Raw genomic sequence first — 21815 nt, forward strand, 5'->3', positions numbered from 1 at the left:
ACGCCGGGGTGCAACGCCCCGGCGTTGCTCCGCCTTCACGCCTTGCGCGCCAGATACCGCAACGCGATCCGGTACCCGGCGTACACATAGAACCCGTCGCTGTTCATCACCAGCCAGGCGCCCAGGCCGCCCATCAGCGCCACCACCGGTCCCACGGCCTGCACATCGCCCTGGGTCCAGGCGATCACGCCGAACGCGCCGACGATGACCAGCCCGATCGACAGCCGCTTCAGCAGCACCAGTCCCGCGGCCTGTCCGGCCATCATCATCACCACGCCGATCGCCAGACCCAGCGCCGTCCCGGTGCACACCGCGACCAGCGCGAATGCCGCCAGCGCCGGTCCCACGCCGCGCATCAGCAGGCTCAAGACCTCGATCCCGACGCCGAGCCCGCCGCCCATCACCAGCACCGCCAGCACCAGCGGAGACCACGTCCCCGGCGGCGTGCGACCCGCATCCATCTGCGCCACGAAGCGATGCATCGCCGCCGACGCGGCGGGATCCCGTCCCTGCGCCTGCGCAGCCTCCAGCCTGCGGCACTGCGCGATCAAGGCGTTCAGGCCGCGGGCGGGAGCGGGCGTCACGGGCGCGTCACTCCCGGCGCATGCTCGGCCACCGTGCTTCGCAACGCCGCCATCGCCTCTTGCACCGCCAACGGCCGGAACCCATCCTCGCGCCAGTACATGGCCACCGAACCGAATCCCGACAGCCGCACCGGGATGATGCGCATCGCGCGCATCTGCGAAAAGCGCAGCGCGGCGCGGTGCGAGGCCACGCCGATCATGTCGCTGTTGTTGATGAGCGTGAGATTGACCGTGACCGAATTCGATTCCACATGGTCCGGCGGCGGCGCCTGGCCAGCCGCGGCCAGCGCCGCATCCACGGCGTTGCGGATGGGCGTGCCCTTGGGCCACAGGATCCAGCGATAAGACAGCAGGTCCTGCCAGCTTGGCCGCTCCACGGCGAAGAGCGGATGCCGGGGCCGCGCGACCAGATGGATGGGCTCCAGGTACAGGGCCTCGAAGCGGATGGCAGGGTCATGGTGTTCGGGCGCGGACCGCCCCACCACGATGTCCAGGTCGCCCTGCGCCAGTTGCGCCAGCAGACGGTCCGTGGTGCCCTCCACCAGCTTTACCCGCGCCTGCGGCATGCGCTCCAGCAGCTTCATGACCGCCAGCGGCACCGTGTCGGACGCGGACGCCCCCGATGCGCCGATCACCACGCGGCCGCCGCCGCCCTCCCGCAGCGCCGCCATGTCCGCGCTGGCGCGGTCCAGTTGCGACTCCACCCGCTGCGCATGCGCGATCAGCACGTCGCCGTGCGGGGTTGGGCGCAGGCCGCGCGCATGGCGCTCGAAGAGCGGCAGTCCGATATCGTCTTCCAGATCCTTCAGCCATTTCGACAGGCCCGGCTGCGTCGTATTGAGCATGGCGGCGGAATGGCTGATGTTGCGGGTCTGGGCCAGGCTGAGCAGCATTTTCAGGTTGCGCAGCCGCAAGCGGTGGGTCCAGTCCATGCAGGCCCTCTTGGTGGGGAGGTTGTCTCGTAGGTATGTTCTTATTCGTATGGATAATAAGATAAATTCATTTCAAACCGCATAGCTGCTTGCGCATAATCGTCTCCATACCAGGACCAGCTGCGAACCCACGCGGCGGCCGCCCGTAGAAGCCGGCAATAGCCGGACATACCGGAGACAACCATGCACGATGGCCACCCCGCCAGCGCGGACAGCGCTGCCTCGGACCGCGCCCGCTACTACGCGCGCATCGCCAAGAAACACATGTCGCCCCTGTGGGAATCGCTGCACAACCTGGTGCCGCGCCAGCCCGCGCCGCGCTGCGTGCCTGCCATCTGGAAGTACGACGACGTGCGCGACGACGTCATGGCGTCGGGCGCATTGATTTCCGCGGAAGAAGCCGTGCGCCGCGTGCTGATCCTGGAAAACCCCGGCCTGCCCGGCCAGGCCAGCATCACGCAAAGCCTGTACGCGGGCCTGCAGCTCATCCTGCCCGGCGAAATCGCGCCCAGCCACCGCCACACGCAATCGGCCCTGCGCTTCATCGTCGAGGGCCGCGGCGCCTACACCGCCGTCAATGGCGAGCGCACCACGATGCATCCCGGCGACTTCATCATCACGCCGTCGTGGACATGGCACGACCATGGCAACGCCGAAACCGTCGAAGGCGGCGAGCCCGTGGTCTGGCTCGACGGCCTGGACATCCCGTTGCTGCGCTTCCTGGACGCCGGGTTTGCCGAAAACTACCCCTCGGCCACCCAGCCTGTCACGCGCCCCGAAGGCGACAGCCTGGCGCGCTTCGGCCACAACATGGCGCCCGTGCGCCACCAGGTGTCCAGCGGCACGTCGCCCATCTTCAACTACCCCTACGAACGCAGCCGCGAGGCGCTGGACGCGCTGTACCGACACGGCGAGCTCGATCCCTGGGACGGCGTCAAGCTGCGCTACGTGAATCCGGCCACCGGCGGCTATCCCATGCCTACGATGGCCACGTTCATGCAATTCCTGCCCGCGGGCTTTCAGGGCAAGACCTTCCGCACGACCGACTCCACGGTCTACAGCGTGGTCGAAGGCCGGGGCTCGGCGCGCATCGGCGACCAGGAATTCCTCTTCGGTCCGCGCGACGTCGTCGTGGCGCCGTCCTGGATGCCCGTCCAACTGGCCGCGCTGGAGGACGCCACGCTCTTCAGCTATTCAGACCGCCCGGTGCAGGCCGCGCTGGGCCTGTGGCGCGAAGAACGCGTCGGCTGATCCGCGCGCTCCCGAATCCCCATCCCGTCTTCAAAGGTGTTCCATGTCGTTCGTGTTTGCTCCCGCCGCCCCCGTCGCCGTGCCCATCGCCGGCAGCCAGGACAGTTTTCCCGTGCGCCGCGTCTATTGCGTCGGCCGCAATTACGCCGCCCACGCGCGCGAAATGGGCTTCGACCCCGACCGCGAGCCGCCGTTCTTCTTCTGCAAGCCGGCCGACGCCGTGGTCCCCGTGGCCGACGGCGCCACGCTGTCCCTGCCCTACCCGCCTGAAACGTCGAACCTGCATTACGAGATCGAACTGGTCGCGGCCATCGGCAAGGGCGGCGCCAACATCCCGGTCGACGACGCGCTGGCGCACGTGTGGGGCTACGCCGTCGGCCTGGACATGACGCGCCGCGACCTGCAAATGAAAATGCGCGAAGCCGGCCGCCCGTGGGAACTGGGCAAGGCCTTCGACCAGAGCGCGCCCATCGGACCGCTCCATCCCGCGCAATCGGTCAGCGGCATCGAACAGGCCGGCATCTGGCTGCAGGTCAACGGCACCGACAAGCAGCGCAGCGACATCGGCAAGCTGATCTGGTCTGTCGCCGAGACCATCGCCTACCTGTCCAGATACTTCCGCCTCGAAGCCGGCGACCTCATCTACACGGGCACGCCCGAAGGCGTGGGTCCTGTGGTGCGCGGCGACAAGATGGTCGGCGGCGTGGACGGGTTGGGCACCATCAGCGTCCAGATGGCTTGAGGCCGGGAGTTCCGCATGCAACTGCACAGTTTCTTCAACAGCTCCACCTCCTACCGCGTGCGCATCGCCCTGGCGCTCAAGGGCCTGTCCTATGAGTACCTGCCGGTGAATCTGCGCAAGCAGGAGCAGCGGACCGCGGACTATATGGCCAGGAACCCCTCCGCGGGCGTGCCCCTGCTGATCGACGGCGACATGCAGCTCTCGCAGTCGCTTGCCATCATCGACTACCTGGACGCCACGCATCCCGAGCCGCGCCTGATTCCCGCCGATACGCAGGCGCGCGCCCGGGTGCTGGAGCTGTCCGACGCCATCTCCTGCGACATCCACCCGGTCAACAACATGCGCATCCTGCGCTACCTGCAGGACGTGCTGGGGGCCAGCGACGAACAGAAGAACGCCTGGTACCACCACTGGATCCGCGAAGGCCTGACCGCCGTGGAGGCCCTGCTGGAACGCCACGGCCACGGCGCGTACTGCTTTGGCGACGCGCCCACGCTGGCCGATTGCTGCCTGGTGCCCCAGGTGGCCAATGCCCAGCGCATGGGCTGCGACCTCTCCGGCTATCCGCGCATCCTCCGCGTTTTTGAACACTGCAACGCGCAGCCTGCCTTCCGGGCGGCCGCGCCGGCCCAGCAACCGGACTACACCAAGTGAACATGCAAGAGCCCGACACCCACGGCGCGCCGCTGCGCGAGTACACCGATCCCGGCTATCGGCCGCTGTGCGCCAACCTGGCCGAGGTGCGCGCCCACATCGACCGGCTGGACGACGACATCGTGCGGCTCATCGCCGAGCGCGCCATGTACGTGAAGGACGCGGCGCGCTTCAAGCGCGACGCTTTCCAGGTGAGCGCCCCCGCGCGCCAGGCCCAGGTCTTCGAGAAGGCCAGGAAGCTGGCGGAACGCCACAACCGGGGCTTTGCCAACCTGGAGCAGGTGGTGGACGCGACCTATCGCGCGATGGTCGCCGCATTCATCGCCAATGAGCAGACCTACTTCGACACCATGAAAGACGTGGGAGACACGCATGCCTGATTCTTCGTTCCTGCCGCCGGGCCGCATGATCGCGCGCCGTCTTGCGGTGCGCGCCGCCGCGCTCGGCCTGGCCGCGCTGGCGCCGCTGGCCGCCGCCGGCACCGCCGTAGCCGCCGAAGCCTCCGACGGGTGGCCCACCCAGCCGCTCAAGGCGGTCGTGCCATTCGGTCCGGGCTCCAGCCCCGACCAGGTCGCGCGCATCGTCGGCGAGAAGGCCGGTGCGATTCTCGGCCAGGCCATCGTCATCGAAAACAAGCCCGGCGCCAGCGGCAACATCGGCACCTATGCCATCGCCAACGCCAAGCCCGACGGCTACACCTTCGGCGTGTCGATCACCGGCCCGCTGGTGAACAACACGCTGCTGTTCGACAAGCTGCCCTACGCCCCTGCCAAGGACCTGTCGCCGCTGACCCTTGCCGTGCACCAGCCCAACGTGCTGGTGGTGCCCGCCACTGCCGGCATCGACAACGTCGGCCAGCTTCTGGAGGCCTTGAAGAAAAACCCGGACAAGTACAACTTCCCGTCGCCGGGGGCCGGCACCGTGTCGCACCTGGCGGTCGAGCTGCTCTTGCAGCAGATCGGCGCGCGCGCCACGCACGTCCCGTATCCGTCCTCGCCCGCCGCGCTGACCTCGCTGCTGTCGGGCGACACCCAGTTCGCCGCGCTGCCGCCCATCGCGGTCATGCCGATGGTGAAGGACGGCCGGCTGAAGGCGTTGGCGGTCACCTCCTCCAAGCGCTCGGCGCTGCTGCCCGATATCCCGACATTGGCCGAAGTGGGCGTGCAGGGCATCGAGGGATCTGCGTGGATCGGCTTCGTGGTGTCGTCCAAGGCGCCGGCCGATGTGCGGAAGAAGCTGTCGGACGCGCTCATCCAGGCCATCCATGACCCCGAGGTGGCCAAGCGGCTGCAAGCGCAGTACATGGATCCGGTGGGCGACACGCCGGCCGAATTCCGCGGCTACATGGACGATGAGCTCAAGCGCTGGGAGCCCCTCATCAAGAAGCTGGGCATCAAGGGCCAGTAAGACCGACGCGCGGCCGCGCCGCGCGCCGGCGGCAACAAAGCAAGGAGAATCAGATGGTCATTACCGAACCCGCACGCCAGGTGCCGCTTTATGGCGAGTACGAGGTCGTCGTCCTGGGCGGCGGCCCGGCCGGCGTGCTGGCGGCCGCCAGCGCGGCGCGCAATGGCGCGCGCGTGCTGCTCGTGGAACGCTACGGCTTCCTGGGCGGCATGGGCACCGCCGCCGGCGTGTCCAACTTCTGCGGACTGCATGCCAACATCCACGGCGACATCCGGCAGGTGGTGCACGGCATGACCGACGACCTGCTCGACCGCATGCGCGCCATGGACGGGCTGAACGATCCGCATCTGATCCTGGGCAAGATCCATGCGCAGGCCTATGACATCTCCGCATTCAAGTGCGCGGCCGACGGCCTGGTGCAGGACAGCGGCGCGCATGTGCTCTTTCACGCGCTGGCCACGGGCCTCACGCGCGACGATCAGGGCCGCGTGGACGCGCTCTTTTTGGAAACCAAGTCCGGCCGCTGCGCGGTGCGCGCCAGGATCTTCATCGACTGCTCGGGCGATGCCGACATCGCCCAGTGGGGCGGCCTGCCCTTTGAGAAGGGCGACGCGCACGGCCACCTGCTCTATCCCACCCTGATGTTCAAGGTGGGCAACGTGGACGGCGTGCGCGCGCAAGAGGCCTGGAAGACCATCCCCGTGCTGATGGACGAAGCGGCGGCCAGCGGCGAGTTCACGTTTCCGCGCAAGGGCGCCATCGTGCGTCCCCAAAAGCACGACTACGAATGGCGGGTCAACGTCACGCAGCTTGCCAACGCCGACGGTAGCGCGGCGGACGGCACCGACGCCGATTCGCTGTCGGCGGGCGAACTCGAAGGCCGCCGCCAGATCATGAATTACCTGGCTTTCCTGCGCGCCAAGGTGCCGGGATTCGAGCAGGCCTATGTGCTGGACATCGCCCCGCAGCTGGGCATCCGCGAGACCCGCCGCATCGTGGGCGAGGCCGTGCTCACCCAGGAAGACGTGCTGGGCTGCGCGGATTTTCCGGACAGCATCGGCGTCAACGGCTGGCCGCTGGAAATGCACACGGCGGGCGACGTCAAGTGGCTCTGGCCGCCCATACCCGAATCGCGCGGCTACAACCAGCTTCCGTTTCGCATGATGGTGCCCCGGCGCGGCCCGGGCGTGGCGGACAACGTGCTGGTGGCCGGCCGCTGCGCCTCGATGACGCACGAGGGCCAGTCCGCCGCGCGCGTCAGCGGAAGCTGCTTCGTCATGGGCGAGGCCGCCGGCACCGCGTCCGCCATGGCGCTGCGCGCGGGCATCGCGCCGGGCGACGTCTCCATTGCGGCGCTGCAGGCGCAATTGACGCAACAAGGCGCCTTCCTGGGCGGCCAGGACTGAACCACAGCGAGGACCCGACATGACGACTATCCTGGCAGCAAAACCGAAAGTGCCGACCCAGACCCAGACCCAGACCCAGACCGTGATCGTCGTGGGCGGCGGCATCGGCGGCCTGGCCGCCGCGCTGGCGCTCACGCGGCAAGGCATTGCCGTGCAACTCCTGGAACAGGCCGCGCAGATCGGCGAAATCGGCGCGGGCATCCAGCTTGGCCCCAATGCCTTCGCCGCGCTCGACGCGCTGGGCGTGGGCACGACGGCCCGCGGCCGCGCCGTCTTCACCGATCACATCATCATGATGGACGCCGTGGATGCCAGGGAGGTGGTGCGCATCGACACAGGCGAGGCCTTTCGTGCGCGCTTCGGCGGCCCCTACGCCGTCATTCACCGCGCCGACATCCACCTGTCCATTCTGGAAGCGGTGCAGAGAGATCCGCTGATCCAGTTCCGCACCTCCACGCGGATCGCCAGCATGTCGCAGGACGCCAACGGGGTCGACGTCGTGGACACGCAGGGCAACCGCTACCGCGCCGATGCCGTGGTGGGGGCAGACGGCGTCAAGTCCGTGATCCGCGAAGCCATGGTGGGCGATCCCGCGCGCGTGACGGGCCACGTGGTCTACCGCGCCGTGGTCGACCAGGAAAACATGCCGCAGGAACTGCGCATCAACGCCCCCGTGCTGTGGGCGGGTCCGCACTGCCACCTGGTGCACTATCCGCTGCGCGGCGGCCAGCAATACAACCTGGTCGTCACCTTCCACAGCCGGGAGCAGGAGGAATGGGGCGTGCGCGAAGGCAGCAAGGAAGAGGTGCTGTCCTACTTCCAGGGCATCCACCCGACGCCGCACCAGATGCTGGACCGCCCGACCTCATGGAAACGCTGGGCCACCGCCGACCGCGAACCGGTGGAGCGGTGGGGCCAAGGCCGCGTCACGATACTTGGCGATGCCGCCCACCCCATGACGCAGTACATGGCCCAGGGCGCCTGCATGGCGCTCGAAGACGCCGTGACGCTGGGCGAGGCAATCCGGCAATGCGAGCACGACCTGCCCGCGGCCTTCCGGTTGTACGAATCGGTCCGCATCCCGCGCAGCGCGCGCGTGGTGTGGTCCACGCGCGAGATGGGCAGGCTCTATCACGCGCGCGGCGTGGAGCGCACGGTGCGCAACATGCTGTGGACGGGACGCAGCCAGTCCCAGTTCTACGACGCCTTGCAGTGGCTGTACGGCTGGAAAGTGGAGAACTGCCTCGCGCAAGGCATGCCGCAGTGATGCAGTGATCGACGTTGCAGGGAACAGGCCGCGTGGCGAAGACCATGCGGCACAGAGCATAAGCAAAAGAGGAGACAACCATGCACCAAAGCACCCTCCGCGGCGCCGCCGCCGTCCTGCTGTCATTGGCCTCGTACGCGGCCAGCGCGCAGCAGAAACCCGTGGACATCGGCTTCATCGGAACCCTGTCCACGCCCGCCGGCTACATCGGCGAAGACGAGCGCGACGCCTTCATGCTGGCCGTCAAGGAAGGCGGCGGCAAGCTGGGCGGCGTGCCGGTCAATGTGCGCGTCGAGGACGACGCGCTCAAGCCCGCCAACGCCAAGCAGATCGCCGACAAGATGGTGCAGGGCGGCGTGCGCCTGTTCACCGGCATCAATTTCTCGAACGTCATGGCCGCCGTCGGCCCCACGGTGCTGAACGCCGGCGCCTTCTACGTCAGCCTGAACGCCGGCCCCTCCAACTATGCCGGCAAGGCCTGCAATCCCAACTACTTCTCGGTGGCGTTCCAGAACGACTCGTACGCCGACACCGCGGGCATGGCGGCCAACGAGCTGGGCGCCAAGCGCGTCGTCATCATGGCCCCGAACTACCAGGCGGGCCGCGACGCCGTCGCCGGCTTCAAGCGCACGTACAAGGGCGAAATCGCCGACGAGATCTACACCAAGCTCGAACTGGCCGACTTCTCGGTGGAGCTGGCGCGCATCCGTTCGCTCAACCCCGACGCCATCTTCCAGTTCCATCCGGGCGGCGCGGGCATCAACCTGACCAAGCAATTCGCCAACTCGGGGCTGGCGGACAAGATCAAGATGATCACGCCGATCTATTCGATGGACGACCGCATGCTGGCCGCCACGGGCACGGCGGGCAAGGGCTTTTACCTGAGCTCGCTCTGGAGCGCCGACCTGGACAACGCGCAAAGCAAGCACTTCGTCGAGGCCTTCACCAAGGCCTACAACCGCGCGCCCACGGCCTATGCGGCGCAGGCCTACGACACCGCGAACCTGATCGGCTCCGCGCTCAAAGCAGTGGACGGCGACATCGCGGGCAAGCCGGACGACTTTCGCAACGCGCTGCGCCGCGCGGACTTTCCCAGCGTGCGCGGCAAATTCAAGTTCGGCCCCAACCAGCATCCCGTCCAGGACTGGTATCTGCTGCACATCGAAGCGGGCCCCGACGGCAAACTGGTCTACAAGAACCTGAAGGTGCTTGCGCGCGACCATACCGACGTGCACGCCGTGGACTGCAAGATGTGAGTACACGATCGGCGGCCGTGCGGGGCCGCCATCACCCAGACTCTCCCAAGAAGGAGTCGCAATGCTGATGTTCCTGGAGCAGGTGCTCAATGGCCTGCAATACAGCGCCCTGCTGTTCCTGTTGTCGGCGGGATTGACGCTGGTGTTCGGCATCATGAACGTCATCAACCTGACGCACGGCTCGTTCTACATGGTGGGCGCGTTCTGCGCCGCCAGCGCGGCCGCGTCCACCGGGTCCTTCGCCGCCGCCTTGCTGGCGGCGCTGGCGGGCGCGGCGCTCTACGGGCTGGTGATCGAACTGCTGGTCATCCGCCACCTGTACCGGCGCGACCACCTGGACCAGGTGCTGGCCACGCTGGGGCTGACGCTCTTCACCAATGAACTGGTGACCGTGCTGTTCGGCCGCAGTCCGCCCTTCATGGACATCCCGCCGTTCCTGTCGGGGTCCGTGGCGCTGCTGCCCGGCCTGAACTACCCGGTCATGCGGCTCGCCTTCATCGGCGCGGGCGCGCTGGTCGCGCTGGGCCTCTGGCTGCTGATCTCGCGCACCCGTGTGGGCATGCTGGTGCGCGCCGGCGCCGACGACGGCGAAATGGTCGATGCCTTGGGCGTCAACATCCAGCGCCTCTTCACCCTGATCTTCACGCTGGGCGCCCTGCTCTGCGGCTTTGCGGGCGTGATGGCCGCGCCCCTGCTGGCGGTGGAGATCGGCATGGGCGAACGCATCCTCATCACCACCTTCGTGGTCATCGTGGTGGGCGGCGTGGGCTCGGTGCGCGGTGCGCTGGCGGGCTCGCTGATGATCGGCATGACCGATGCGCTGGGGCGCGCCTACATCCCTTTCTGGATGTCGCGCCTGCTTCCCCCTGAACTGTCAGACTCGGCCAGCTCCAGCCTCGTGTCCGCCAGCATCTACATTCTGATGGCCATTGTGCTGCTGTTCAAGCCGCGCGGGCTGGTGCCGGCCCAGCGCTAGGAACGATATCCATGACCAGACAAATTCCATCGTCTCCGATGCCTGACACCTACGTCCCCGCCCTCGCCAGCCACCGGCGCATCACCCGAAGCGCCCTCGTCAACGCCATCGGCCTGCTGCTGTTCGTCCTGGTGCCGGCCATCGCGTCGGCCACCGGCGAGAGCTTCCTCGTCAACCTCATGACGCGCTTTCTCATCTACGCCATCGCCGCCGTGAGCCTGGACCTGATCCTGGGCTACGGCGCCATGGTCAGTTTCGGCCATGCCGCATTCTTCGGCCTGGGCGGCTACGTGATCGGCATCGTCGGCTTCCACGTCGGACAGGGCGACACCCTGTTCGGCTGGAGCGGCAGCAACGCCGCGCTCGTGATGTGGCCGCTGGCCGTCGCCGTCGCGGCGCTGGCGGGACTGGCGGTGGGCTTCCTGTCGCTGCGCACGTCCGGCGTGCAGTTCATCATGATCACGCTGGCCTTCGGGCAGATGCTCTATTTCATCCTGGTGGGCCTGATGGTCTATGGCGGCGACGACGGCCTGGCCATCGACGCGCGCAACACCCTGCCGGGGTTGAACCTGAACGATCCGGCCACCTTCTACTACGTCTGCCTGGCGCTGATGACGCTCTGGATCGTGGTCTGCCGGCGCATCGTGAACTCGCCGTTCGGCATGGCGCTGCAGAGCATCAAACAGAACCCGCGCCGCAGCATCGGGCTGGGCCTCGCGCCCCTGGGCTATCGCCTCACCGCCTTCGTCCTGTCGGCCGCGGGCACAGGACTGGCGGGCGCGCTGTGGGCCAACTACGCGCTCTTCGTCAGTCCCGACATGTCGGCCTGGCAAAAGTCGGGCGAACTCATGGCCATGGTGATCCTGGGCGGCATGGGCACGATCTTCGGCCCGGTGCTGGGCGTGGCCGTGTACCTGGGGTTGGAACAGGTCGCCACCGGCTGGACCGAACATTGGATGCTGATCCTGGGTCCGGTGCTGGTGCTGGTGGTGCTGTTCGGCAAGCGCGGCGTGTACGGCTGGCTGGCAGGAGGCAAACCATGACGTCGCATCCCAAGCTGGAAATTCGCGACCTGCGGAAATCGTTCGGCGCGGTGCACGCCACGCAAGGCGTCAACCTCGAAGTCAGGCCCGGTGAACTGCACGCCCTCATCGGCCCCAACGGCGCGGGCAAAACCACCCTGCTGTCCCAGATCAGCGGCGAAATCCTGCCCGACGCCGGCAGCATCTGGCTGGACGGCGACGACATCACGCGCATGCCCGCCCACAAGCGGCCCGGCGCCGGGCTGGCGCGGTCCTTCCAGATCAGCCAGCTCTACCCCGACTTCACCGCCGAAGACAACGTCGCCATGGCCGTGCAGGCGCACAGCCCCGGCGGCTTCAATCTGTGGAAGAACGCCAGGCGCCTGGCGCGCCTGCGGGAGCCGGCGCGCCAGGCACTGGATCGCGTCGGCCTGGCGGGCCGCGCCGACGTGCGCGTATCGGCCCTGGCGCATGGCGAAAAGCGCCAGCTCGAATTGGCCATGGCGCTATCGCTCGACGCGTCGGTGCTGCTGCTGGACGAACCCATGGCCGGCATGGGCGCCGAGGAATCGCAACGCATGACCGCCCTGCTGCAAACGCTCAAGGGCCGCTACGCCATCCTGCTCGTCGAACACGACATGGACGCCGTCTTCGCGCTGGCGGACCGCGTCACCGTGCTGGTCTACGGCAAAACCATATTCACCGGCACGCCCGACGAGGTGCGCCGCCATCCCGATGTTCGCGCCGCCTACCTGGGCGAGGAGGACTGATGCTGCAAGTCAACCAACTGCAGGGCGGCTACGGCGCCAGCAAAGTGCTCTTCGGGGTGGACCTGGACATCGCGCCCCGCCAGGTCGTCTCATTGATCGGCCGCAATGGCATGGGCAAGACCACCACGGTCAAGACCCTCATGGGCATGCTGCCCGCGCAGGGCGGCAGCATCCTGCTGGACGGCAAGCCGATTGCCGGCATGGCCCCGCACCGCATCGCGCAACTGGGCATCGGCCTCGTGCCCGAAGGACGCCGCGTCTTCGGCTCCCTGACGGTCGAAGAAAACCTCGTCGCCACCGCCCGCAACACGCAAGCCGGCTGGCACGTCGGCCGGGTCTTCGACCTGTTCCCGCGCCTCAAGGAGCGCCGCACCCAATCGGCGCGCACCCTTTCGGGCGGCGAACAGCAGATGCTCGCCGTCGGCCGCGCCCTGCTCATCAACCCGCGCCTGCTCATCCTGGACGAAGCCACCGAAGGCCTCGCGCCCCTGATCCGCCAGGAAATCTGGAACTGCCTGCGCCGCCTGAAGGAAGAAGGGCAGACCATCCTCGTGATCGACAAGAACCTCAAGGAAATGGCCACCCTGGTCGATCGCCACCACGTCCTGGAAAAAGGCCGCGTCGTCTGGCAAGGCAGCCCCGCGGAACTGGCCGCGCAGCCGGAACTGGCGCACCGGTATCTGGGGGTGTAGAGGATGCGGCCTGATCCTAGCCCTGGTCCTGGTCCTGCGATTCGCAGAAACTCAAGCGATTCCCGAACGGATCGATCACCGCCATCACGCGCCCCCACGGCATCTCCTCCACGCAGGGCCGCATGTAGGCATAGCCCTTCGCGCTGACCTCCGCGTGAAACGCATCCACGCCCTGCATCCGCACGAACACCGCCGAGCCCGGCGTTGCATCGCCGTGGTGCTCGGACAAATGCAGCACAAGGTCGTCGCGATGCACCTGCGCATAGAGCGGAAACCCGGCCTCGAAGCGATGCTCCCAGTCCCAGGTGAAGCCCAGAAAATCCAGATAGAAATCGCGCGCCTTCTCCACCGAGAAAATGCGCAGGATCGGTATGGCGGCTTGCAGGTGCATGGCGGTGCCTTGGTAGGATGCGAAAAATCCAGCATAGACCACTCGCCCATCCATGCCCATCGCCACGCCCCTGCAGTGGCTGATCAAAGGACCGCCAGCATGAATGCCCGCGCGACGGCCGCTGAGGTGCAAGTCAATGCGGTGTCTGGCACCCCCGGAAAATCGCGCAGCGTCATCCCCCCGCCGCAAGACACTGCGTAAGCCCCACCAGGCCGCCCGCGCGGCCGCAGTGGGGCGGGCCCCGCAAGACGCTCCAAACCCACGCCGCTGCTCAATAGAACCTAAAGAACCCAACCCGCCCCAGCGACCGCCAAGCTCAAGCCACAGAGCCCGGCGTGGCGGCGGCCTGGGGTGCGCGGGGCGTGTAGATGCGCCCGAGGGAATCGGAAGGCAGGCGCCGAAGGGCGCCAACGACGATGACGACGGGGCAGTCCGGAGCGAAGGCTCCGGACCGCAATCGTAGCCCCGCGCGCCCCAGGCCGCCGACGCGCCGGGCGTCAGAAGAACGCGGCCCTACAACGGCCAAAAGCCCAGCATCAAAAGAACCCAGCCCTACTCCAGCCGCAACCGCCCGAAGAAACCAAAACGCCCGCCGGAAACAACTCCAACGGGCGTTCAAAAACCACATCGCAACAGGCATCCACCAAAGACGCCCATCGCCAAAAAGCATCAATTCAAGCTAGCACCCGAGATCTTCACAATCTCCTGATACTTCGCCTTCTCGGCCTTCACGAATTCGGCAAACGCCTCCGGCGTCATCGGACCCGCTTCGGACCCCATGGTCAGCAGACGCTGCTTGATGTCCGGCTGCGCCATCGCCTCGGCATACGCCTTGTTCAGCTTGGCCACCACCGGCGCCGGCGTGCCGCCCGTCGTGAACACCCCGAACCACGTGCCCAGGTCAAAGCCCTTCACGCCCGATTCCTCGACGGTAGGCACATCCGCCAGCAGCGACGAACGCTTGGCCGTCGTCACGGCCAGCGCCTTCACCTTGCCGTCCTTGATCAACGGCGCCGACGCCGCCAGATTGTCGAACATGAAATCCGACTGGCCCGACAGCAGCGCCAACTGCGCCGGCGCCGCGCCCTGGTAGGGGATGTGCTCGACCTTGATATCAGCCCGCGCCTTGAGCAGCTCGCCCGACAGATGGCCCGCGCTGCCGTTGCCGCCCGAGCCGTAATTCAGCTTGCCCGGATTCTTCTTCGCATAGTCGATCAGATCCGCCAGCTTCTCGATCTTGTTCTTCTGCGCGAACTCAAGATTCATCACCAGCACATTCGGCACCGCCGCCACGATCGTCACCGGCGCGAAATCCTTCACCGGGTCGTAAGGCAGATTCGCGAACAGCCAGGGATTGATCGCATGCGTCGCCACGGCGCCCATCACCAGCGTATAGCCGTCCGGCTGCGCCTTGGCCACGAGGTCGGCGCCGATGTTGCCGCCCGCGCCCGAACGGTTCTCCACGATCACCGGCTGGCCCAGCGACCCGCGCACCTTCTCGGCCAGCATGCGGGCCATCGTGTCCAGCGGACCGCCGGGCGGGTAGGGAACGACAAAGCGGATCGGCTTGGTCGGAAAATCGGTGGCCTGGGCCAGCGCGGGCGCGCCAAACGGCAGGGTCGCGGCCAGCGCCACGGCGCCTTGCAACAGGGCGCGGCGCGCGGCGCTGCGGGGGGTATTCGTCATGATTCGGTCTCCTCACTCTGGATCATTGGCGGTCAGTAGCATACCCCACGCACGTGAATGCCGTAACAAAGGGATACCGGGAAGATCGGCCGGACTTCCAAGGATTGGCCGCACCGGCGCACGCCCGGTCAGGCCGCCGCACCAACGCCAACCCGCCCGAATGAAACAGACCCCCGGTAGTTGGACTGGCGTCCACCCACGGGGGGTCCGTTCACAAAAGCGGCTTGGCGGATCAGTGCAAAATCTGGCTCAAGAAAAGCTTCGTCCGTTCGTTCTGCGGATTGTCGAAGAACTCGTCCGGCGTATTCTGTTCGATGATCTCGCCGCGGTCCATGAAGATCACGCGGTTCGCGACCTTGCGCGCAAAGCCCATTTCGTGCGTCACGCAGATCATCGTCATGCCGCTTTCCTGGGCCAGGCTGACCATCACGTCCAGCACCTCCTTCACCATTTCCGGATCCAGCGCCGACGTCGGCTCATCGAACAGCATGATCTTGGGATTCATGCACAGCGACCGCGCGATCGCCACGCGCTGCTGCTGCCCGCCCGACAGCTGGCCGGGAAACTTCTTGGCCTGCTCCGGAATCCGCACGCGCTCCAGATACTTCATCGCCGTCGCCTCGGCTTCCGCGCGCGGCTTCTTCAGCACCCACATCGGGCCCAGCGTCAGGTTCTCCAGCACCGTCAGGTGCGGGAACAGATTGAAATGCTGGAACACCATGCCCACGTCCTTGCGGATCGTCTCGATGTGCTTCAGGTCATTGGTGAGCTCCGTGCCGTCCACGATGATGTGGCCCTTCTGGTGTTCTTCCAGCCGGTTGATGCAGCGGATCATCGTGGACTTGCCCGAACCCGAAGGTCCGCACACCACGATGCGCTCGCCTGGCGCGACGTCCAGGTTGATGTTGCGCAACACGTGGAACTGGCCGTACCACTTGTTCACGTCCTGCAAACGAATAATGGCATCCGACATGCCTGTACTCCCGTAAGTATCGCTGGGCGCGCCCGCCTGGCGGCGGACGCGCGGCATATTGCTAGCGTGCGTGACCCGTGGCCAGGCGTTTTTCCAGCGCCTGGCTGTATTTGGACATGGAGAAGCAGAAGACGAAGTAGATCAGCGAAATGAACAGATACGCCTCCACCCCGAATCCGCGCCATGCCGCATCGGACAAGGCTGCCTTGGCCGCCAGCGTCAGGTCGAAGATGCCGATGATCACCACCAGCGACGTGTCCTTGAACAGCGCGATGAAGATGCTGACCAGCGGCGGAATCACGATCTTGAGCGCCTGCGGCAGAATGATCTTGCGCATCTGCTGCCAGTAATTCAGGCCCAGCGAATCCGCGCCCTCATACTGCCCCTTGGGGATCGCCTGCAGCCCGCCGCGCACCGTTTCCGCGATATAGGCCGCGGCGAACATGATGATGGCGATCTGCGCGCGCAAGAGCTTGTCGATCGAAAAGCCTTCCGGCAGGAAGAGCGGCAGCATCACCGACGACATGAACAGCAGGCTGATCAGCGGCACGCCGCGGATCAGCTCGATGTACACGACGCACAGCGCCTTGATGGCGGGCATCTTCGAGCGCCGGCCCAGGGCCAGCAGCACGCCGATCGGAAACGCAAAGGCGATGCCGAACGTGGACAGGATCAGCGTGAGCGGCAGGCCGCCCCAGCGCGCGTTTTCCACGTAGGTCAGGCCGAACACGCCGCCCCACATCAGGACCGCCACGGCCGTCAGCCCCACGGTCCAGATGACCGCGAGCTTCCAGTTCCAGAAGCGGCGGATGCCGCTGCAGACGATCACCGCCACCAGGATGAGGGTGGCGATCAACGGCCGCCATTGCTCGTCATACGGATAGGTGCCGAACAGGATCAGCCGGTGCTTTTCGATGATGAAGGCCCAGCAGGCGCCGCCCGAGGCGCGGCACTCCTGGGCGTTGGTCGCGCTGAAGTTGGCCTTGATGAAGGCCCACTCCACCAGCGCCGGCACCGACATCAGCAGGAACCACGCCAGCAGCACCGTGATGAGGATGTTCAGCGGCGACGAAAACAGCCGCGTCCTGAGCCAGGCCCATGGCCCGGTCTGGTTGCTCGGCGGCGGCAGGGCCTCGCTGGGGGTATGCGTAGTGCTGCTCATATCAACGCTCCACCAGCGCGATGCGCTTGTTGTACCAGTTCATGAAGATCGAGATCGACAGGCTGACCGTGAGGTACGCGCCCATGATGATGAGAATGCCCTCGATGGCCTGGCCCGTCTGGTTCAGCGTGGTGTTCACCACCGACACGATGTCGGGATAACCGATCGCCACGGCCAGCGAGCTGTTCTTGGTCAGGTTCAGGTACTGGCTGGTCATCGGGGGGATGATCACGCGCAGCGCCTGCGGCAGGATCACCAGGCGCAGCACCTTGGCGCGCGGCAGGCCCAGCGAACCCGCGGCTTCCCACTGGCCGTTGCTGACCGCCTGGATGCCCGAGCGCACGACTTCAGCGATGAACGCCGACGTGTAGATCACCAGGCCCGCCAGCAACGCGGCGAATTCCGGCGACAGCGTCAGGCCACCCGCGAAGTTGAAGCCCTTCAATTCCGGCATGTCCAGCTTCAGCGACGCGCCGCTCACCAGCCAGCCGATGACGGGAAAGGCGATCAGCAGGGCGATGGCTGCGCGGCCCAGCGGGAAAACCTGGCCGGTCGCTTCCTGGCGCTTCTTGCCCCAGTGGCCCAGCAGGATGATGGCCACGATGGCCAGCCCCAGGCCGGCCAGCATCCAGTCCAGCGAATTGCCTTCCAGCGCCGGCACTTTCAGGCCGCGGTTGGAGATGAAGACGCCCGGCAGCGGATTGTGCGCCTGGCGCGGACCCGGCATGTTCTCGGTGATGATCGCGTACCAGAAGAACAGTTGCAGCAGCAGCGGCACGTTGCGCATCACCTCGACGTAGACCGAGGTGATCTTGGACACCAGCCAGTTCTTGGACAGGCGGCCGATGCCGATGAGCGTGCCGAGGATGGTCGCCAGCACAATGCCGAGGACAGCCACGCGCAACGTGTTGAGCAGGCCGACCACGATGGCGCGGCCATAGGTGTCTGAGGGAGAGTAGGCAATGGCGGTTTCGCCAATTGCGAAGCCGGCCTCGCGGTCCAGGAAGCCGAAACCCGTGGCGATGTTGCGCACGGACAGGTTATGAAGCGTGTTCGATACCAGGAACCACACGGCCCAGGCTACCGCGGTCAGGGCAATCACCTGGTAGACCACGGAGCGCACGCCGGGATCGTTCCAGTTCAGACGCCGTGGGGGTGCCGAAATCGGGGCGTTTTTGTTGGGAGTCGTCATGATGAATCTACAGAAGTCGGACACCGGGTGACATGCCGCAATTGCCGCGCCACCCACTTCTGCCGCCCGCCCGAAGGCGGGTTAGGGCCTGTCAGGAAATACACGTCCTGTGCAGACAGGCCCTAGGCATGACGGAGAGCCGTGCTCCGCCATGCCAGGCAGCCGCGCGTCAGCGCACCGGCCAGCCGTACATCAAGCCACCTTGCTTGTACGAAGCGTTCAAACCGCGCTCCAGCTTCATCGCGCTGTTCTTGCCCAGCGTGGCTTCGAAGCTTTCGCCGTAGTTACCCACGTTCTTGATGATGTTGTAGGCCCACTTGTCGTCCACGCCCAGGTTCTTGCCCATGCCCGGGGTCACGCCCAGGATGCGCTGGATGTTGGGATTGGAGCTCTTGAGCATCTCATCGACGTTGGCCTTGGTGATGCCGTATTCCTCGGCCTCCAGCATGGCGTTCAGGGACCAGCGCACGACGTTGAACCACTGCTCATCGCCCTGGCGGACCATGGGGCCCAGCGGCTCCTTGGAGAAGTCTTCCGGCAGGATGACGAACTTGTCCGGGTTCTCGAGCGTGGTGCGGGTCGAAGCCAGTTGCGACTTGTCGGTCGTGAAGGCGTCGCAGCGGCCGGCCGAGAAGGCGCGGATGATTTCGTCGTACTTGTCGATCACGACCGGCTTGAATTCGATCTTCTGGCTGCGGAACCAGTCGGCCAGGTTCAGTTCGGTGGTGGTGCCCGGCTGCACGCAGACGGTGGCGCCGTTCAGTTCCTTCGCGCTCTTGATGTTCAGGTCCTTGGAGACCATGACGCCCTGGCTGTCGTAGTAGTTCACGCCCACGCCGATCAGGCCCAGCGTGGTGTCGCGGGTCAGCGTGACGGTGGTGTTGCGGGTCAGCACGTCGACTTCGCCGGATTGCAGCGCGGTGAAGCGCTGCTGGGTGTTCAAGGGCGTGAACTTGACCTTGGTGGCGTCGCCGAACATGGTCGAGGCGATGGCGCGGCACATGTCCACGTCGATGCCCTTGTATTCGCCCTTGCTGTCAGCGATGGAGAACCCCGGGATACCCGTCGAAACCCCACACTGGACAAACCCTTTCTTCTTGACGTTATCGAAGGTTGCGCCCGCATTGGCAGCCGAGGATGCGGCAAGCAGGGCAGCGCCAATGGCAGCGAGTTTCAGTACTTTCATCGTGATCTCCGTGTGGGATGAAGCGAATCCAAAGCGCGTGCCGGGTTGGGCCCACGCATTGGGCGGATGGTAGCGTCCGCAAAGCACGCGGCGCATCCGGGAATTCCCTTGAAATATAGGGACACTGGATGAAATGAAACGCTGTTTTTGACGAAAAACAGGGACGCGCTTTCAGGTTTACGGGCATCCGGTTCAGCCTGTCGAACGAGGCCATCGCCTGGACGACGCGCCACGAGGTGTAGGCCACCTTACTGTCCCCGAGTTACTATGGCGGCTTCATCTGACAGCCGCCATGATCGAATTCCAGCACGTATTCAAATCATATGGTCGCGGCCGCAATATCCTGGCCGACATCAACTTCCGCGTGAGCGCGGGAGAGTTCGTTTTCGTATCGGGGCCGTCCGGCGCCGGCAAGTCCACCCTGCTCAAGCTGATCGGCGGGCTTGAGCCCGCCAGCCGGGGCTCGATCCAGGTGAACGGCCAGCGTCTGGACAAGCTGCCCGCGCGCGCCCGGCCCTACCTGCGCCGCGCGGTGGGCGTCATCCTGCAGGACACGCACCTGCTGTTCGATCGCAGCGCGTTCGAAAACGTGATGTTGCCGCTGGCCGTCCAGGGCCATCCCTGGGAATCCGCCGCGTCGCGCGCCCGGGCGGCGCTGGACAAGGTCGGGCTGTCGGGCAAGGAAGACCTCAATCCCATCGAGCTCTCGGGCGGCGAACAGCAGCGCCTGGCAATCGCGCGGGCCATCGTCAACCGGCCCGCCATCCTGATCGCGGACGAACCCACCGCCAACCTCGACCACGACAACGCGCAGCGCATCATGAACGTGTTCCGCGACTTCAACCGCGTCGGCGTCACCACGCTGATCGCTTCGCACGACCAGGAACTCATGGCGCGCTACGCCACCCGCACCCTGCGCATCGATCCGGGCCGGTTCGCCGATTCCCACGGTCCCGCCACGCCTGCCGACGCCCACGCTCCCCACGCGGCGCCCGCGCGTCCCGGCCGCGCCGAGCCGGGCCTGGGCCATCCGGGAGAATCCGCATGAACGCCTGGCTGCGGCAACACCGCTACGCGCTGCTGGTCACCCTGCGCCGGCTGATCAAGCAGCCCTTCTCCTCGCTCGCCAATCTGCTGGTGATGGCCCTGGCGCTGGCGCTGCCATTGCTGGGCAGCGCCATCCTGGTCTCCGTGCAGCCGGTGGCGCGGCAGATGTCCGTCACCCCCGAGGTCACGGTTTTCATGCGGGTGGACGCGCCCTCGGGCGCCGCCGCGGACGTGGCCAAGCGCATCAAGGACGAGTACCCGCAGGAGGTGCGCGCCGTCCGTGTCGTGGGCCGCGACAGCGCCCTGGCCGATCTGCGCGCCAATCCGGCCTGGCAGGAGGCGCTGGCCGTGCTGCCGGGCAATCCGCTGCCGGACGCGGTCGTGGTCACGCTGGCCGACGGCGACAACCTCGCCGGGCGCGCCGACACGCTGGCCTCGGCCTGGAAGCAATGGAACCACGTGGACCTGGTGCAGCTCGATAGCGCCTGGGTCCAGCGGCTGGAAGCCATCCTGCGATTTGCCCGTATCGGCCTGGGCTTTCTGGCGGCCTGCGTGGCGGTCGTGGTGCTGGCCACGGTGTTCAACACCGTGCGCATGCAGGCGCTGTCGCAGCGCGAGGAAATCGGCGTGGCGCGGCTGGTCGGCGCCACCGAATCGTTCGTGCGCCGCCCCTTCCTGTATTTGGGCGCGCTGTCCGGCGCCCTGGCCTCGGTGCTGGCCATCGGGGTGGCGGCGGTCGCACTGTCCCCCCTGAATGACGCCCTGCTGGGCCTGGCCCGCAGTTACGGCGCCGAGTTCGCCCTGCACCTGCCCGGCGCCCCGGTCCTGATCGGCGCCGTCATCGCCGCCGCCGCGCTGGGCGCCCTGTCCGCGCGCTGGTCGGTCACCCGCAGCACGCGGTTCTAGCCCGGCCGGCCCCGCCCGACGCGGGAATCCGGGCGGCCTGCCCGGACCTGCGCCGGGCTTGCCCACCGACCGGCGGGTCTAAAGCTCCGTTTGACCCCCCTTCGTCCCCGTGATCCGGGGAAAGACCGCAAAAAGCCTGTGTACGATGGCTGCCAGCCCTTCGCGCAGGCGTCGCGCGAGCGGGCGGCATAGGGAAGTTCCAATAAACGACGCTTTGGTCTTGTTTACATAGTTTTCTCCCATGGACTGCCGGGATATGCAAGAATAAAGCGACATTTTTGTACATGTTTTGATACAAAGCCTGCTTCTTCCT

General features: G+C 66.5%; 22 protein-coding genes. 14 read left to right on the plus strand and 8 right to left on the minus strand.

The features are described 5' to 3' along the window. Positions 1-35: 35 nt before the first annotated feature. Together BXA00_RS06560 and BXA00_RS06565 are read right to left on the minus strand one after the other, a co-directional pair. Entirely contained in the window at positions 36-584 is a 549-nt protein-coding gene (locus BXA00_RS06560; RefSeq protein ID WP_076517261.1) for a hypothetical protein, read from the minus strand. Next, the gene (locus BXA00_RS06565; protein ID WP_076517264.1) at positions 581-1516 is read right to left on the minus strand and encodes a LysR family transcriptional regulator; all 936 of its coding nucleotides are present in this window, start codon (positions 1514-1516) and stop codon (positions 581-583) included. The genes BXA00_RS06560 and BXA00_RS06565 overlap by 4 nt, the downstream gene beginning before the upstream one ends. 183 nt (positions 1517-1699) lie before the next feature. Here BXA00_RS06565 and gtdA point away from each other — a divergent pair, with 183 nt between their 5' ends. The 12 genes from gtdA to BXA00_RS06625 all read left to right on the plus strand — a co-directional run bounded on the left by gtdA (position 1700) and on the right by BXA00_RS06625 (position 12959). Beyond that, positions 1700-2767 (plus strand): gentisate 1,2-dioxygenase, encoded by a 1068-nt coding sequence (gene gtdA / locus BXA00_RS06570; protein WP_076517266.1) that lies wholly within the window; start codon positions 1700-1702, stop codon positions 2765-2767. A 43-nt stretch (positions 2768-2810) separates the two neighbouring features. Next, positions 2811-3509: a fumarylacetoacetate hydrolase family protein gene (locus BXA00_RS06575; RefSeq protein WP_076517269.1), complete on the plus strand. Its 699-nt coding sequence runs from the start codon at positions 2811-2813 to the stop codon at positions 3507-3509. A 15-nt stretch (positions 3510-3524) separates the two neighbouring features. Beyond that, positions 3525-4163, plus strand: coding sequence for a maleylacetoacetate isomerase (maiA, locus tag BXA00_RS06580; RefSeq protein ID WP_076517272.1), 639 nt, complete (start codon positions 3525-3527; stop codon positions 4161-4163). Between the two features lie 2 nt (positions 4164-4165). Continuing rightward, entirely contained in the window at positions 4166-4543 is a 378-nt protein-coding gene (locus tag BXA00_RS06585) for a chorismate mutase (RefSeq protein ID WP_076517275.1), read from the plus strand. Further along, complete coding sequence (locus BXA00_RS06590; protein ID WP_083714199.1) at positions 4536-5570, plus strand: tripartite tricarboxylate transporter substrate binding protein; 1035 nt, start codon at positions 4536-4538, stop codon at positions 5568-5570. The genes BXA00_RS06585 and BXA00_RS06590 overlap by 8 nt, the downstream gene beginning before the upstream one ends. A gap of 53 nt (positions 5571-5623) precedes the next feature. Continuing rightward, entirely contained in the window at positions 5624-6976 is a 1353-nt protein-coding gene (locus BXA00_RS06595; protein WP_076517277.1) for an FAD-dependent oxidoreductase, read from the plus strand. A gap of 19 nt (positions 6977-6995) precedes the next feature. Beyond that, positions 6996-8243 carry a 3-hydroxybenzoate 6-monooxygenase gene (locus BXA00_RS06600; protein ID WP_076517280.1) on the plus strand — a complete coding sequence of 416 codons (1248 nt, stop codon included), beginning with the start codon at positions 6996-6998 and terminating at the stop codon, positions 8241-8243. An 80-nt stretch (positions 8244-8323) separates the two neighbouring features. Then, positions 8324-9499, plus strand: coding sequence for an ABC transporter substrate-binding protein (locus BXA00_RS06605; RefSeq protein WP_076517282.1), 1176 nt, complete (start codon positions 8324-8326; stop codon positions 9497-9499). 61 nt (positions 9500-9560) lie between these two features. Next, the gene (locus BXA00_RS06610) at positions 9561-10475 is read left to right on the plus strand and encodes a branched-chain amino acid ABC transporter permease (RefSeq protein WP_083714200.1); all 915 of its coding nucleotides are present in this window, start codon (positions 9561-9563) and stop codon (positions 10473-10475) included. Positions 10476-10555: 80 nt separating this feature from the next. Further along, the gene (locus BXA00_RS06615; RefSeq protein ID WP_076521830.1) at positions 10556-11518 is read left to right on the plus strand and encodes a branched-chain amino acid ABC transporter permease; all 963 of its coding nucleotides are present in this window, start codon (positions 10556-10558) and stop codon (positions 11516-11518) included. Then, positions 11515-12267 carry an ABC transporter ATP-binding protein gene (locus tag BXA00_RS06620; protein WP_076517285.1) on the plus strand — a complete coding sequence of 251 codons (753 nt, stop codon included), beginning with the start codon at positions 11515-11517 and terminating at the stop codon, positions 12265-12267. Before BXA00_RS06615 ends, BXA00_RS06620 begins: the two co-directional genes overlap by 4 nt. Beyond that, entirely contained in the window at positions 12267-12959 is a 693-nt protein-coding gene (locus BXA00_RS06625) for an ABC transporter ATP-binding protein (protein WP_076517287.1), read from the plus strand. Before BXA00_RS06620 ends, BXA00_RS06625 begins: the two co-directional genes overlap by 1 nt. 16 nt (positions 12960-12975) lie before the next feature. On the opposite strand, the gene BXA00_RS06630 is transcribed toward BXA00_RS06625, so the two are convergent. The 6 genes from BXA00_RS06630 to BXA00_RS06655 form a co-directional block, all read right to left on the minus strand. Beyond that, positions 12976-13350 (minus strand): glyoxalase superfamily protein, encoded by a 375-nt coding sequence (locus BXA00_RS06630; protein ID WP_076521831.1) that lies wholly within the window; start codon positions 13348-13350, stop codon positions 12976-12978. Between the two features lie 669 nt (positions 13351-14019). Further along, positions 14020-15036, minus strand: a complete 1017-nt coding sequence (locus BXA00_RS06635; RefSeq protein WP_076517290.1) for a tripartite tricarboxylate transporter substrate binding protein — start codon at positions 15034-15036, stop codon at positions 14020-14022. A gap of 232 nt (positions 15037-15268) precedes the next feature. After that, complete coding sequence (locus tag BXA00_RS06640) at positions 15269-16009, minus strand: amino acid ABC transporter ATP-binding protein (protein ID WP_056320495.1); 741 nt, start codon at positions 16007-16009, stop codon at positions 15269-15271. Between the two features lie 61 nt (positions 16010-16070). After that, a complete protein-coding gene (locus BXA00_RS06645; RefSeq protein WP_076517292.1) occupies positions 16071-17171 on the minus strand; it encodes an amino acid ABC transporter permease in 1101 nt (366 codons plus the stop codon). Position 17172: 1 nt separating this feature from the next. After that, positions 17173-18363, minus strand: coding sequence for an amino acid ABC transporter permease (locus BXA00_RS06650; RefSeq protein WP_076517294.1), 1191 nt, complete (start codon positions 18361-18363; stop codon positions 17173-17175). A gap of 169 nt (positions 18364-18532) precedes the next feature. Further along, on the minus strand, positions 18533-19549 hold the full coding sequence (locus tag BXA00_RS06655; RefSeq protein ID WP_076521832.1) for an amino acid ABC transporter substrate-binding protein: 1017 nt from the start codon (positions 19547-19549) through the stop codon (positions 18533-18535). Positions 19550-19841: 292 nt separating this feature from the next. Here BXA00_RS06655 and BXA00_RS06660 point away from each other — a divergent pair, with 292 nt between their 5' ends. Both BXA00_RS06660 and BXA00_RS06665 read left to right on the plus strand, forming a co-directional pair. Then, positions 19842-20597 (plus strand): cell division ATP-binding protein FtsE, encoded by a 756-nt coding sequence (locus tag BXA00_RS06660; protein ID WP_076517296.1) that lies wholly within the window; start codon positions 19842-19844, stop codon positions 20595-20597. Next, entirely contained in the window at positions 20594-21502 is a 909-nt protein-coding gene (locus tag BXA00_RS06665; RefSeq protein ID WP_076517297.1) for an ABC transporter permease, read from the plus strand. The genes BXA00_RS06660 and BXA00_RS06665 overlap by 4 nt, the downstream gene beginning before the upstream one ends. Positions 21503-21815: the final 313 nt, after the last annotated feature.

The sequence above is a fragment of the Achromobacter sp. MFA1 R4 genome (assembly GCF_900156745.1).
Taxonomy (GTDB): Bacteria; Pseudomonadota; Gammaproteobacteria; order Burkholderiales; family Burkholderiaceae_B; genus Achromobacter.